The organism is Streptomyces sp. NPDC030021, assembly GCF_055574035.1.
Genome location: NZ_JBVIAH010000003.1, coordinates 347857 through 361196, shown reverse-complemented (window position 1 = coordinate 361196; position 13340 = coordinate 347857). Strand labels below are relative to the sequence as shown.

12 protein-coding genes are annotated in these 13340 nt (G+C 72.8%); 4 read left to right on the top strand and 8 right to left on the bottom strand.

Annotated features, from left to right (window positions below; translation table 11 throughout):
- Positions 1-3 precede the first annotated feature (3 nt).
- Positions 4-927, top strand: a complete 924-nt coding sequence (locus tag ACZ4YL_RS07695; protein WP_468114531.1) for an NADP-dependent oxidoreductase — start codon at positions 4-6, stop codon at positions 925-927.
- A gap of 144 nt (positions 928-1071) precedes the next feature.
- A complete protein-coding gene (locus ACZ4YL_RS07690; RefSeq protein ID WP_468114529.1) occupies positions 1072-1368 on the top strand; it encodes a hypothetical protein in 297 nt (98 codons plus the stop codon).
- Here the strand turns inward: ACZ4YL_RS07690 and ACZ4YL_RS07685 are convergent.
- Positions 1354-3915 carry a helix-turn-helix transcriptional regulator gene (locus tag ACZ4YL_RS07685; protein WP_468114527.1) on the bottom strand — a complete coding sequence of 854 codons (2562 nt, stop codon included), beginning with the start codon at positions 3913-3915 and terminating at the stop codon, positions 1354-1356. The genes ACZ4YL_RS07690 and ACZ4YL_RS07685 overlap by 15 nt on opposite strands.
- Before the next feature lie 201 nt (positions 3916-4116).
- Between ACZ4YL_RS07685 and ACZ4YL_RS07680 the strand changes: the two genes are divergently transcribed.
- The gene (locus tag ACZ4YL_RS07680; protein ID WP_468114525.1) at positions 4117-4890 is read left to right on the top strand and encodes a PE-PPE domain-containing protein; all 774 of its coding nucleotides are present in this window, start codon (positions 4117-4119) and stop codon (positions 4888-4890) included.
- 69 nt (positions 4891-4959) lie between these two features.
- Here the strand turns inward: ACZ4YL_RS07680 and mnmA are convergent, their stop codons facing one another.
- Complete coding sequence (gene mnmA / locus ACZ4YL_RS07675; protein ID WP_030725384.1) at positions 4960-6093, bottom strand: tRNA 2-thiouridine(34) synthase MnmA; 1134 nt, start codon at positions 6091-6093, stop codon at positions 4960-4962.
- A gap of 61 nt (positions 6094-6154) precedes the next feature.
- Between mnmA and ACZ4YL_RS07670 the strand changes: the two genes are divergently transcribed.
- Positions 6155-6829: an N-acetylmuramoyl-L-alanine amidase gene (locus ACZ4YL_RS07670; protein WP_468114523.1), complete on the top strand. Its 675-nt coding sequence runs from the start codon at positions 6155-6157 to the stop codon at positions 6827-6829.
- On the opposite strand, the gene ACZ4YL_RS07665 is transcribed toward ACZ4YL_RS07670, so the two are convergent.
- The 6 genes from ACZ4YL_RS07665 to ACZ4YL_RS07640 all read right to left on the bottom strand — a co-directional run bounded on the left by ACZ4YL_RS07665 (position 6822) and on the right by ACZ4YL_RS07640 (position 13206).
- Positions 6822-7985: a cysteine desulfurase family protein gene (locus ACZ4YL_RS07665; RefSeq protein WP_468114521.1), complete on the bottom strand. Its 1164-nt coding sequence runs from the start codon at positions 7983-7985 to the stop codon at positions 6822-6824. The genes ACZ4YL_RS07670 and ACZ4YL_RS07665 overlap by 8 nt on opposite strands.
- Positions 7986-8130: 145 nt before the next feature.
- The gene (locus ACZ4YL_RS07660) at positions 8131-8988 is read right to left on the bottom strand and encodes a thioesterase family protein (RefSeq protein ID WP_189742916.1); all 858 of its coding nucleotides are present in this window, start codon (positions 8986-8988) and stop codon (positions 8131-8133) included.
- A gap of 47 nt (positions 8989-9035) precedes the next feature.
- Positions 9036-9692: a trimeric intracellular cation channel family protein gene (locus ACZ4YL_RS07655; protein ID WP_468114520.1), complete on the bottom strand. Its 657-nt coding sequence runs from the start codon at positions 9690-9692 to the stop codon at positions 9036-9038.
- Positions 9693-9941: 249 nt separating this feature from the next.
- Positions 9942-11054, bottom strand: coding sequence for an ABC transporter ATP-binding protein (locus ACZ4YL_RS07650; protein WP_468114519.1), 1113 nt, complete (start codon positions 11052-11054; stop codon positions 9942-9944).
- Positions 11051-12115, bottom strand: coding sequence for an ABC transporter ATP-binding protein (locus ACZ4YL_RS07645; RefSeq protein WP_468114834.1), 1065 nt, complete (start codon positions 12113-12115; stop codon positions 11051-11053). Before ACZ4YL_RS07645 ends, ACZ4YL_RS07650 begins: the two co-directional genes overlap by 4 nt.
- An 83-nt stretch (positions 12116-12198) precedes the next feature.
- Positions 12199-13206, bottom strand: coding sequence for an ABC transporter permease (locus tag ACZ4YL_RS07640; RefSeq protein ID WP_327737522.1), 1008 nt, complete (start codon positions 13204-13206; stop codon positions 12199-12201).
- Positions 13207-13340: the final 134 nt, after the last annotated feature.

The following is a 13340-nucleotide window of genomic DNA, read 5'->3' as shown; positions in this document are numbered from 1 at the left end:
GTCATGCGCGCCGTCGTCATCAGCAAGTGGGGCGGACCCGAGGTCCTCGTCGAGACCGAGGCCGAGCGTCCGGAGCCCGGTATGGGCGAGGTCCTGGTGCGGGTCCACGCCGCCGGGGTCAACCCCGTGGACTGGAAGACGCGCGAGAGCGGCGCCCTGATCCCCTGGGGCCCGGTGCCGGCGGTCGGCTGGGACGTGTCCGGCACCGTCGAGGCCGTGGGACCGGGCGTGACCCTGTACCGGGTGGGCGACGAGGTGTACGGGATGCCCCGCTTCCCGCAGCAGGCCGGCGCGTACGCCGAGTACGTGACGGGCCCCGCCCGGCACTTCGCCCCCAAGCCGGCCACGCTGGACCACGTGCAGGCCGCGGCGCTGCCGCTGGCCGCGCTGACCGCCTGGCAGGCCCTGGTGGACACGGCCGGGGTGAGCGCCGGACAGCGGGTGCTGGTGCACGCGGCGGCCGGCGGGGTGGGCCACCTGGCGGTGCAGATCGCCAAGGCCCGCGGCGCGTACGTGATCGGCACCGCGAGCGCGGGCAAGCACGCGCTGCTGCGCGAGCTCGGCGCCGACGAGGTGATCGACTACCGCACCGCGGACTTCGAGGACGCCGTCGCCGACGTGGACGTCGTGATCGACGCCGTCGGCGGGGACTACACGCGGCGCTCGCTGAAGGTCCTCAAGGCCGGCGGCCACCTGGTGACCCTGCCCGGCCCGGACTCCCTCCCGGCCGACCCGCAGGGGGTGCACGCCTCCTGGGTCCTGGTGGAGCCGGACCTGGGCGGCCTGCGGGAGATCGCGGCGCTCGTCGAGCAGGGCCTGCTGAAGCCGCTGGTCGACACGGTGCTGCCGCTGGAGCAGGCCGCGAAGGCCCACGAGATCGGTGAGCAGGGCCGCACCACCGGCAAGATCGTCCTGACCGTCGCCTGAGGCGCACACCGGCCGCGACCCGTCCGGGCGATCAGCTTCGCCGCAGTCCGCCCGCCGCCCCGGCGTGACCGGGGACGGCGGGCGGCCGGGTCCGTCGGGCCACCCGCCCATCTTCACGTCGACGACCCGGTGCAGACTCGGGCCATGGAGCATTCGCAGCGACACATGTACGAGGTGGTCGACGCGCTCGTCCGGGCAGGCAGCAGCTTCCGCCCACGTCCGCCCGGCTTCGGCGACGATCCGTTCTGGCTGGCCAAGGGCGACCCGCATTGCTACATGGAGACGCCGATCGACTTCGCGGTGGCCAGGTCCGTACCGGGTCATCCCGCGGATCTCGCCTTCGACGAGGACGACGACATCATCTTCTGCAGGCTCTGCTGGACAGCGATCACCGGGCCGAACCACCGCCCGGAGACGGTGTGGGGATCACCGGGCGGGTGACTCTCCGCCCGACACGTCCTGGCCGGTGGGCCCCGCCGGCCGGCCGCGCAGGTGGCGCTGGAGCCGGGCGTGGCGGAACTGGTAGACGGCGCCGACCTGGCGCAGGACGCCACGCCGGTAGGCGTCCTCCAGGAAGGCGACCGTCGCCCAGGGGAGGCGGCCGGTCAGCGGCAGCCAGATCCGGGTCAGGAGCACCCACTGGCCCCAGGCGGTGAACGCCAGCACGTAGGAGAGCGCGCCGGCCACCCCGCCCACGGCGCCGAGCGCGAGCCCGTCGGCCATCGGCCAGGTCAGGGGGCCGACGACGCCCTGGAGCAGCTCGGTCAGGAGCCGGCCGCCGAAGGCGATCACCAGGGTCAGCATCGGCGCGAGGAAGAGTGCCTGGCGCACCACGATGCTGCGGTTGACGGCCAGCAGGTCCGTCGGGGTGGCGGCCCGGCCCAGGTCGATGGGGGTCTCCAGGGTGGCCACGAGCCCGAGTACGAGGCCTCCCGCCAGGGCGAACGTGAGCCCGTACATGAGGCAGTTGACGGCCGTCGCCTCGATCACCGCCGCGTTGACCAGCACCCCGCCGTACGTCAGCTGCGCGCCCACGGTGAAGGCGATCCCGCACCCGAGGCCCATCACGAAGCCGCCCAGCAGCCCCGCCGGGACCAGGGTGGCGAACCTGCGGGAGGACGGTCCGGCGCCCCGCCGGCGGCGGCCGGGCAGCCGCATCCGCACCCGGGACGGCTCGAACGCCCGGATCCCGAGCACGGCCATGAGCCCGTAGACCAGCCCGAAGGCGAGTCCGACGGCGGGGCCGAACAGCACCGCGTCCAGCAGGCCCGCACCCAGGGCGAACGCGGCTCCGCGGCCCGCGGCCAGGTTCTTCGCCGGGAAGACCAGCCAGTCGGCGACGGCGGTGACCAGGGAGCAGGCGAGGACGACGGCCAGGATCCGCGAGGACAGCCGCAGCGAGTCGCGCAGCTGCCACCACGCCAGGTCCTGGCCCGCGCGGCGCCCGGGCCGGTCCAGGTGGTCGGCGAGGTGGCCCAGGTAGTGCCCGGCGCGGTACGGGTCCCAGCTACGGGGCCTGCGCCCGCGGCGGGCACCCGGGACGGCCGGGGGCAGGGGCTGGTAGACGCTCGGCACGAACCCGGCCAGCAGATGCTCCTCGATGGCCTCCGGGTTCGGGAAGCGGGCCTCGTCCAGCAGCCCGGCCGGGTCCTGGGCCGGGGTGTCGCTGTAGGCGGTCCGGGCGAGCAGGACCATGAGCGGGGTGCTCAGTACGGTCCTGAGGCGGGCGCCCGGCCCGTCGTCCGGGTCCGTGCGCAGCCGCTCCAGGACGGGGTCCCACCCGGTGGCGGCCCGGCCGTCCCCGCCGTCCCGGCCGTCCGGTCCCCCGCGGCCGGCCGGCGCGCTCGGGCGCGCGGTGCGGGGCAGGTAGTGGACCAGGTCCTCGGCGTCCAGGTCCAGCAGCTCGATGCCCGCGGTCCGGCGGAGCACCTCGACCCCGACGGCCTCGGCGAACTGCTCGGTGCGGCTGGTCAGGAGCAGCGGCAGCGAGCTCGCGTTGAGTTCGCGCAGGGCGACGCCGAGCAGACCGGTGGCCATCTCGTCGAACCCGTCCAGGACCGGCAGGATCCATCCGGCGTCCACGAGGGCGGCGGCGAGGGTCGAGCCGCCGGGGGCGCGGGCGTCGAGGTTCGGGTGGTCGCGCAGCAGGCGGGCGATCAGCCAGTCGCGCAGGGTGGTGCCGGTCGGGTCCCACGATCCCATGCTGAAGACCACGGGCACGGGCTCGGCGTCGGAGCGCGCGCCCAGGTGGTCGAGGACGAACCGCAGGACGAGGACCGTCTTGCCGGAGCCGGCCCGGCCGAGCACCACCAGGCGCCCGGACCGGACGCGCCGGTAGACGTCGGCGATGTCCGTGAGGCCGCCGTCCAGGGACAGCGGGCCGTGGGCGGCTCCGGGCGCGGTGCCGCGGATGTTGTCCCAGTGGTCCAGCAGGTCGGCGGGGGCCGACCGCCACCGCACGGGCAGCGGGAAGGGGTCGTGGATGCGGCGCTGCTCCTCCTCGCGGATGCAGCGGCCGTAGACGTCGTGGGCGAGCGCCCCGGCGGCCCCGGCCAGGGCGCCCCGGGACGTCGGCAGTGTGCGGTGCGCCGCCGGCCGGGCCGGACGCTGCGGTGCGGACGCCTGCTCCCGCGCCTGCTCCGGCGCCTTCGCCCGGTCCCGCTCCGGCTCCGGCTCCGGCGCCTTCGCCGGCGGCTCCGGCACCGGTACGGGAGCACGTGCGGCGCGCAGGTCCTCCCCGGCGGCGGCTCCGTTGCCGCGGTGGGCGGCCAGCAGGTCCGTCCAGAGCTCGTCCCGGTCGCGCTTCAGCTCGTCGGCCAGCGCGTGCGCGACCTGCTTCACCGTTCCCATCCGGGCGTCGGTGGGTTTGCCGGTCTCCAGCCGGTGGATGGTGCGGACCCCGAGCCGGGACCGCTCGGCCAACTGCTCCTGCGTCATCCCCGCCTCGTGCCGCAACCCGCGGAGCAACGCACCGAACCGGCTGCTCACTTGTCCGCCCTTCCACCCGACGACGACCCTGCCACTTGAGTCCGATGTCCTCCCGGATCCCGGTCAAACCACGGGGCACCACCGACCGGCCACATATGGCCGGTTGCGGGCATGGTCCCCCGACCAGCACGAACACCACGATGAGTGCCGGTCGCCGCACCCGACGCGGTGCCCGCCTTGACCCAAGGGGAGTTGACTCGTATGTCCACCAAGAAGCCGCACAGGCTCGCCCGTCGCCTCAAGTCCGTCGTCGCGTCGACGGTCCTCCTGCTCGCCGGCGCCGTGGCCGCGCCGACCACCGCGCACGCCGCCCCGGCGAACCACTACTACATCGAGATCGGCGGCACCGGGGCGGCCGCGGACGCACCCGGGTGCACCACGAGCTTCGACGCCGCGAACCGGCAGCTGAACGGGGGCATCGCGATTCCGGTCTGCTACGTGGCCAGCGGCGGCCCCTTCGTCGGCAGCCACAACGAACAACCGGCCCCCTTCGCACCGAGCTTCGGCGACAGCGTGAACCAGGGCTACTGGAACGCCCGGGCCGCCCTGGAGGAGGCCTACCGGACCGACCCGACCGCGACCTTCACGATCGCCGGCTACTCCCAGGGCGCCTGGGTCGCCGACCTGCTGCTCCAGACGATCGCCGACAACGGCACCGAGGTGCCGCGCGACCGGGTCGACGGCATGCTCTACTCCGACCCGATGCAGCCCGGAACCGGTTTCTGGCGCCTGGTGCCCCAGGGGGTTCTCATCCCGTTCGTGGCGTACTCCCCCGGCACCGGGCCGGAGGACTTCCCCGGCGTCCCGGTCCAGCGCCACTGCATCAAAACCGACGGGGTCTGTGACGCGACGTCCCTGGACTCCTTCCCCGGCTTCCTGCAGCAGCACCCGCGCTACTTCCGGGAGGGCGAGATCATCGCGACCACCCTCGCCCAGCACGGCGGCAACGGGACCGTCTGGTACCCGGCGGCCTGATCGGGGCAGCACGGCGCCGCGGCCCGCCCGGGGGGACGGGCCGCGGCGTCATGCCGTGAAGGGCGCTGTTCAGACGGTGGCGGCGGCCCGCGTCGTGGTCGCGATGGTGGCCGAGCCGACCACGCGGGTGCCGTCGTAGAGCACGATCGCCTGGCCGGGGGCCACGCCCCGGACCGGTTCGGTGAAGGAGACGCGGAGCTCGCCGTCCACGACCTCGGCGAAGACCTCGGTCTCGCCGCCGTGGGCGCGCAGCTGGGCGGTGTAGGTGCCCGGGGCGGCGGCCACGGCTCCGCACCACCGGGGGCGGATCGCGGTGAGGGCGGTGACGTCGAGGGCCTCGACGGGGCCGACGGTGACGGTGTTGTTCACCGGCGAGATGTCGAGGACGTAGCGCGGCTTGCCGTCGGGAGCGGGGTGGCCGATGCGCAGGCCCTTGCGCTGGCCGATGGTGAAGCCGAAGGCGCCCTCGTGGGTGCCGACCTTCTCGCCGGTCGCCTCGTCGACGATGTCGCCCTCGGCCTTGCCGAGGCGGTTCGCGAGGAAGCCCTGGGTGTCGCCGTCGGCGATGAAGCAGATGTCGTGGCTGTCGGGCTTCTTCGCGACGGCCAGCCCCCGCTCCTCGGCCTCGGCGCGGATCTCTTCCTTGGTGGTGAGGGTGTCACCGAGCGGGAAGAGGGCGTGGGCGAGCTGCTTCTCGTCGAGGACGCCGAGGACGTAGGACTGGTCCTTGGCCATGTCGGAGGCGCGGTGCAGCTCGCGGGAGCCGTCCTCGTTCAGCACGACGGTCGCGTAGTGGCCGGTGCAGACGGCGTCGAAGCCGAGCGCGAGGGCCTTGTCGAGCAGCGCCGCGAACTTGATCTTCTCGTTGCAGCGCAGGCACGGGTTCGGGGTGCGCCCGGCCTCGTACTCGGAGATGAAGTCCTCGACGACGTCCTCGCGGAAGCGCTCGGCGAGGTCCCAGACGTAGAACGGGATGCCGATGACATCGGCGGCCCGGCGGGCGTCGCGGGAGTCCTCGATGGTGCAGCAGCCGCGGGCGCCGGTCCGGAAGGACTGCGGGTTCGCGGAGAGCGCCAGGTGGACGCCGGTCACGTCGTGCCCGGCTTCGACCGCGCGGGCGGCGGCGACGGCGGAGTCCACGCCCCCGGACATGGCGGCCAGGACGCGAAGGGGACGGGCGGTGCGCGGCAGGTTCTCAGTCATAGCACCGTCCAGAGTACGGGGGAACCGAGCGGGGTCACAGCGCGTTATCGGGGTACGGGGGGTGGATCACATCGTCGAGCAGGGGAACAAGGGGAAGAAGTCGCCGGGGCGGACCCGCAGGGCCGTGCTCTTCGGCGGGCTCGGGGTCTTCGCGGTGGCGGCGGTGGCCGGCCGGGAGGAGATGGGCCGTGCCTGGTGGCTGATACCGGGTGTGGACAAGCCACGCAAGGAGGGCGAGCTCGACCACGCGGGCGCGAGCTGGACGTCGGCCTCGCCGGCGAACTGGCGCAAGGCGGACCGCCCGGCCGACTACCGGGTGGACCGGATCGTCGTGCATGTCACACAGGGCGGCTTCGAGTCCTCGGTGGACGCCTTCAAGAACCCGTGGCACAAGGCGTCGGCGCACTACATAGTGCGCGGGGACGGGCACGTGGAGCAGATGGTGCGCGAGCTGGACGTGGCCTTCCACTCGGGGAACCGCTCGATGAACGAGCGCAGTGTCGGCATCGAGCACGTGGGCTTCGTGGACCGCCCGCAGGACTTCACGGACACGATGTACGCGGCTTCGGCCCGGCTGGCGGCCGACGTCTGCCGCCGGTACGGCATACCGGCGGACCGCACGCACATAGTCGGCCACTCCGAGGTGCAGGGCGCCGACCACACCGATCCCGGCCGCCACTGGGACTGGAACCTCTACATAGGCCTGATCCGGGCGGCCCTGGACGCTCCTAGCTGAGGCCCGCCGTGCGGGCGCGCTCCACCGCCGGGCCGATGGCCGCGGCCAGGGCCGCGACGTCCTCCTTGGTGGAGGTGTGGCCGAGGGAGAAGCGCAGGGTGCCGCGGGCCAGCTGCGGGTCCGTGCCCGCGGCCAGCAGGACGTGGCTGGGCTGGGCCACGCCCGCCGTGCACGCGGAGCCGGTGGAGCACTCGATGCCCTGGGCGTCGAGCAGGAGCAGCAGCGAGTCGCCCTCGCAGCCGGGGAAGCTGAAGTGGGCGTTGGCGGGAAGCCGCTCTTCGGGGTCTCCCCCGAGCACGGCGTCGGGCACGGCCGCCCGGACTGCGGCGACCAGCTCGTCGCGCAGGGCGCCGATCTCGGTGGCGAACCGCTCGCGCCGTTCGACGGCGAGGACGGCGGCCACGGCGAAGGCGGCGACGGCCGGCACGTCGAGGGTGCCGGAGCGGACGTGCCGCTCCTGGCCGCCGCCGTGCAGGACGGGTACGGGGCTCTGGTCGCGGCCGAGCAGCAGTGCGCCGATGCCGTAGGGGCCGCCGATCTTGTGGCCGCTGACGGTCATGGCGGCGAGGCCGCTGTCGCCGAAGTGGACGTCGAGCTGACCGAAGGCCTGGACGGCGTCGGAGTGCAGCGGGATCTCGTACTCACGGGCGATGGCGGCCAGTTCGCGGACCGGCATGACGGTCCCGATCTCGTTGTTGGCCCACATGACGGTGGCCAGGGCCACGTCGTCGGGGTTGCGCTCGACGGCCTCGCGGAAGGCGTCGGCGTGGACGCGCCCGTAGCGGTCCACGGGCAGGTACTCGACCTGCGCGCCCTCGTGCTCGGCGAGCCAGTGGACGGCGTCGAGCACGGCGTGGTGCTCGACGGGGCTGGCGATGACCCGGGTCCGGGCGGGGTCGGCGTCGCGCCGGGCCCAGTAGAGGCCCTTGACGGCGAGGTTGTCGGCCTCCGTGCCGCCGGCGGTGAAGACCACCTCGCTGGGGCGGGCGCCGACCGCCTCGGCGAAGGCCTCGCGGGCCTCCTCCACGGTACGGCGGGCCCGGCGGCCGGCGGCGTGCAGGGAGGAGGCGTTCCCCGTGGCGGCGAACTGCGCGGTCATCGCCGCGGCGGCCTCCGGCAGCATCGGGGTGGTGGCGGCGTGGTCGAGGTAGGCCATGATCCCCCGATTCTACGAGCCCGCCGGTGGCGGCTTGCGCCGCGGGACCCCACGATGGCCGGCAAGGCACCCCGGGCGCCGCCGGATCCGTGGAGCCGGGCCCGGACCGGCGTCAGGCCGGAGCCGGGCCGGAGCCGGGCCGGCGTCAGGCCGGGCGCAGGGCGCGGGCCAGTTGGCGGGACTGCGCGACCAGGTGGTCCGAGGAGTCCCAGACCTCGGCGTCCTCCTCCAGGAAGCCGCCGGCCAGGTTGCGGGTGGTGATGGAGACCCGGAGCGGGCCGGGGGCCGGGCGGCGGCGGACGTGGGTGGTGAGTTCCACCGTCGGGGTCCAGGCCACCAGGCCCATGTCGAAGGCGGTCGGCGGCAGCGCGTCGACGGCCAGGAGCATGGAGAGCGGGTCGGCGTCGCGGCCGTCGGCCAGCTCGAACCAGGCCCGCATCTCGCCCTTGCCGGAGGGCGCGCCGACGGCCCATCCGGCGGTCGCCGGGTCCAGCCGGAGCCGGAGCCGGTCCACGATGGCGGAGCTGCCGGGGATCGGGGCCGGGCCGGCCTCGGGGCCGATGCAGTCCTCGTAGGCGGGGATGGCGGGCGGCACGGCGACGGTGCGTACGTCGTCCGGCAGGGCCGCGAGGTCGCCGTAGGAGGCGAGGACGCGGATGCGCTCGATCTCGGCGCCGCTCTCGTCGTACTGGAACAGCGAGGCCTGGCCGGTGGAGAGGGTGCGGCCGACGCGGACGACCTGGGTGCGGATCACGGCGGGGCCGGGCACGGAGGAGGTCAGGTAGTGCGCGGAGACGGTGAACGGGTCCGGGTGCGGGAGGGCCGCCGACAGGGCCCGGCCGACCAGGGCCAGCAGGTAGCCGCCGTTCACGGCGGCGATGATCGTCCAGCCGGCGGAGAGTTCCGCGTCGTACACCCCGGGCTCGCCCGCGCGTGCGGTGATGGCGGTGTCGCGGTCGAACTCACTGTCGCCGATGGATGCCTTGGCAGCTGCGTGTGACATGTAAACGACGGTACACCGGCTTGCTACTAAGCGGTAGCTTTCTTTTGTTACGGCTCTTCGGCCACCGACGACCGCCTGTTCCAGGCCAGCGGCGCCCGCCAGTGGTAGCGCATGGCGAGCAGGCGGAGGACGAAGGTGGTGACGATCGCGAGGCCTGTGGTGATGCCGTTCAGGGCGTGCAGGCTGATGAAGACGGCCACCATCGAGGCGCCGACCAGCGCGGGAACGGCGTACATCTCGCGGTCGCGCAGCAGCGAGGGCACCTCGTTGGCCAGCACGTCGCGCACGACGCCGCCGCCGACGGCCGTGGTCACGCCGAGCGCCGCGGAGGCCGTGAGGCCGAGTCCGTACTCGTAGGCCTTGGTCGTACCCGTCACGCAGAACAGCCCGAGGCCGGCCGCGTCGAAGACGTTGATGGCGCGGTTGATCCGCTGGACCTCGGGGTGCAGGAAGTAGACGATCGCTGCGGCGACCAGCGGGGTCACGAAGAAGCTGAGCTCACCGAAGGCGGCGGGCGGCACGGCACCGATGACGAGGTCCCGGAAGAGACCGCCGCCCAGGGCCGTGACGAGCGCGAGGACGGCGATGCCGAAGACGTCGAAGTTCTTGCGGATGGCGAGCAGGGCGCCTGCGGTGGCGAAGACGAAGATGCCGGCGAGGTCCAGGGCATGCTGGATCCCGGGCGGGAAGAGATCGTGGAGCACCGGGCCATTGTCACCTGCGGCGGGCTCGGCAGAATGCGGGGCTCCGCCGACGCCGGGTGTGCCGTGCGGCTCCCGCCGGGGCCGGTGCAGCTTCAGGACCCGGGGCTCCGCCCCGGACCCCGCGCCTCAAACTCCCCCAGCTACCGCTGGGAGGGGCCCCGGGCGAGGCTGGATTTGCGCCCCGTGGCCCGGTTTGCGCGGCAGGGCCGGGGTCGCGCGAAGCGCGCGGGCCCGGCCCTGCCGCAGCGGTTACTCCGTGACCTTGGCCACCGCGTCCGCCGCGCCCGGCAGGGGCTGGTCGCCCGGTGCCTGGTCGGGGGCGTTCTCCGGGTGGTGGCAGGCCACCTGGTGGCCCGGCTTCAGCGCCAGCAGCGGCGGCTCCTGCGCAGCGCAGATCTGCGTGGCCTTCCAGCACCGGGTGTGGAAGCGGCAGCCGCTCGGCGGCGAGATCGGCGACGGGACGTCGCCCTTGAGCAGGATGCGGCCGCTCTTGGCGCCGCGCCGCCTCGGGTCGGGCACGGGCACGGCCGACATCAGGGCATTGGTGTAGGGGTGCATGGGCGCCCCGTACAGCCCCTTGTTGTCTGCCAGCTCGACCATCTTGCCGAGGTACATCACGGCGATGCGGTCCGAGACGTGCCGGATGACCGACAGGTCGTGCGCGATGATCACGTAGGTGAGGCCGAGCTCGTCCTGGAGGTCGTCCAGCAGGTTCACCACCTGGGCCTGGATCGACACGTCCAGCGCCGAGACGGGCTCGTCCGCGACCACCAGCTTCGGCTTCAGCGCGAGAGCCCGCGCGATGCCGATGCGCTGGCGCTGGCCGCCGGAGAACTCGTGCGGGTAGCGGTTGTAGTGCTCGGGGTTGAGACCCACGAGCGAGAGCAGCCGCTGGACCTCCGCCTTGAGCCCGCCCTCCGGTGCGACCTTCTGGAGCTTGAACGGCGCGCTGACGATGGTGCCCACCGTGTGGCGGGGGTTCAGCGAGCCGTACGGGTCCTGGAAGATCATCTGCACGTCCCGGCGCAGCGGGCGCATGCCCGACACCCCGAGGTGCGTGATGTCCTTGCCCTCGAACTCGATGGAGCCGCCGGTCGGCTCCAGCAGCCGCGTGATCAGCCGGCCCATGGTCGACTTCCCGCAGCCGGACTCACCGACGATGCCGAGGGTCTCCCCGCGCCGGACGTCGAAGTCGAGGCCGTCGACGGCCTTGACCGCGCCCACCTGGCGCCGGATCAGCCCCTTGGTGATCGGGAAGTGCTTCGTCAGGCCGGTGACCTTGAGCAGGACCTCGGGAGAGTCCTTGGCCTGCGCGGGAATGACCACCGTTTCCGGCTTCTTCGTGTCAGGCGTCTCGGTCACAGCTTCGGCGCAATCTCTTCGGTCCAGATCCGGGTCCGCTCGTCCTGCGACATGTGGCAGGCGGACCAGTGGCGGCTGTCGTCCTGGGTGAGCTCGGGCCGGACCGTACGCGTCACGTTGCCCTTGGGCACGTCGGCGTACGGGCAGCGCGGGTTGAAGGCGCAGCCGTCGGGGATGTTGATGAGGCTGGGCGGGGAGCCCTTGACCGGGATGAGGCGCTCGCTCTGCTCGCGGTCGATGCGCGGCATCGAGCCCAGCAGGCCCCAGGTGTAGGGGTGGCGGGGCTCGTAGAAGACCTTCTCGGCGGTGCCCCGCTCGACGCACCGGCCGCCGTACATCACGAGGATCTCGTCGGCCATCTCCGCGACCACGCCGAGGTCGTGCGTGATCATGATGACGGCGGAGCCGAACTCCTTCTGCAGATCGCGGATCAGGTCCAGGATCTGCGCCTGCACGGTGACGTCCAGGGCCGTGGTCGGCTCGTCCGCGATCAGCAGGTCGGGGTTGTTGACCAGCGACATCGCGATCATCGCGCGCTGGCGCATGCCGCCGGAGAACTGGTGCGGATAGTCGTTCACGCGCTTGCCCGGCTCGGGGATGCCCACCCGGTCGAGCATTTCGACGGCCCGCTTGCGCGCCGTCTTCTTGTCCACGTCGTTGTGGACGCGGTACGCCTCCACGATCTGGGAGCCGATCGTGTAGTACGGGTGCAGCGCGCTCAGCGGATCCTGGAAGATCATCGCCATGTCGCGGCCCCGCAGCCGGCGCACCTCCTCGGGATCGGCGGACAGCAGTTCCTTGCCGCCGAGCCAGATCTCGCCCGACATCTCGACGTTGGACCGGTCGGCGTTGCCCGCCCGGTGCAGGCCCATGACGGCCAGTGAGGTGACCGACTTGCCGGAGCCGGACTCGCCCACGATGCCGAGGGTCTGGCCCTTCTCCAGCTGGAAGGAGAGCCCGTCGACGGACTTGACGACGCCGTCGTCGGTGGGGAAGTGGACCTTGAGGTCGCGTACGTCGAGGAAGGCCTCGGAGGGAGGGCCGTCGCCCGGTCCCGCCACGAGCGCCGTGGCGGTTGCGGTGTGCGCGGCACGGTCGGCGGCGGCGGACGCGCCGGCCTCGTTCCCCTTCGGAGTCGGATCGGTCACGACAGCCTCACCCTCGGGTCGATGATGGCGTAGACGAGGTCGACCACCAGGTTGCACAGCACGATGAAGGCTCCGGCGAAGAGGGTCACCCCGAGGATCTTCGGCAGGTCGTTCACCGCGATGGCGTGGTACGCGTACTCACCGATGCCGTGGTACGAGAAGACCGTCTCGGTGACGATGGCGCCGCCGAGGAGCAGCCCGAAGTCCATGCCGAAGATGGTCACGATCGGGGTCAGCGCGGAGCGCAGCCCGTGGCGGGTGATGACCACCCGTTCGCGCAGGCCCTTGGCGCGCGCGGTGCGGATGTAGTCCTCACTCATGGTCTCCAGCATTCCGGCCCGGGTGAGCCGGGCGTAGAGCGCGGAGTAGAGGAAGGCCAGTGTGCTCCAGGGCAGGACCAGCCCCTGGAACCAGGCGGCCGGATCCTCGGAGAAGTCCACGTACACATTGGTGAACACGGGCCAGTTGAAGACGAAGACGGCCAGCGAGAGCGTGCCGGTGAAGAACATCGGCAGCGAGACGCCGGCGAGGGCCACGCCCATCGCGAGCCGGTCGAAGAGCGAGCCCGGGCGCAGGGCCGAGACCACGCCCGTGGTCACACCGGTGATCAGCCAGATGACGGCCGCTCCCAGGGTGAGGGAGGCGGTGATGGGGAGCCGGTTGACGATGTCGGGCCAGACCTCGACGTGGTCCTTGAAGGAGTAGCCGAGGCAGGGGGCGCTGCACTGCGAGGGGTCGGGGCCGTAGTTGAACTCGCGGCCCGCGAAGATGCCCCGCAGGAAGTCCCAGTACTGCGCGTACAGGGGCTGGTCGAAACCGAGGTTCTTCTTGACCGCGGCGATGGACTCGGGCGAGGGGTTCTTGCCCACGTACTGGGTGGCCAGCGAGTCGGCCGTGCCGCCGGCCAGCCGGGGCAGCAGGAAGAAGATCGCGAAGGTGATCGCGCTGACAACGAGCAGCAGGAACACCGCGGCGAACAGCCGCCGGACGATGTACACAAACACGGGGGTCGGCTTCGGCGTCCGCCGGTCCGCCCCGCACCCCGGTCGGGGGCGCGGGACGGACCGGCGCGCGCACTGCTGCCTTCACCTGCCTTCCACGGTTCTGGCAGATCTGGCTGAGAGGGTCGAACTGCCTG

What these genes read in the sequence shown, in the direction of transcription:
- ACZ4YL_RS07695 (WP_468114531.1), top strand. Translation starts at nt 4, where the DNA reads ATGCGCGCCGTCGTCATCAGCAAGTGGGGCGGACCCGAGGTCCTCGTC.
- ACZ4YL_RS07690 (WP_468114529.1), top strand. Translation starts at nt 1,072, where the DNA reads ATGGAGCATTCGCAGCGACACATGTACGAGGTGGTCGACGCGCTCGTC.
- ACZ4YL_RS07680 (WP_468114525.1), top strand. Translation starts at nt 4,117, where the DNA reads ATGTCCACCAAGAAGCCGCACAGGCTCGCCCGTCGCCTCAAGTCCGTC.
- mnmA (WP_030725384.1), bottom strand. Translation starts at nt 6,093, where the DNA reads ATGACTGAGAACCTGCCGCGCACCGCCCGTCCCCTTCGCGTCCTGGCC.
- ACZ4YL_RS07665 (WP_468114521.1), bottom strand. Translation starts at nt 7,985, where the DNA reads ATGGCCTACCTCGACCACGCCGCCACCACCCCGATGCTGCCGGAGGCC.
- ACZ4YL_RS07660 (WP_189742916.1), bottom strand. Translation starts at nt 8,988, where the DNA reads ATGTCACACGCAGCTGCCAAGGCATCCATCGGCGACAGTGAGTTCGAC.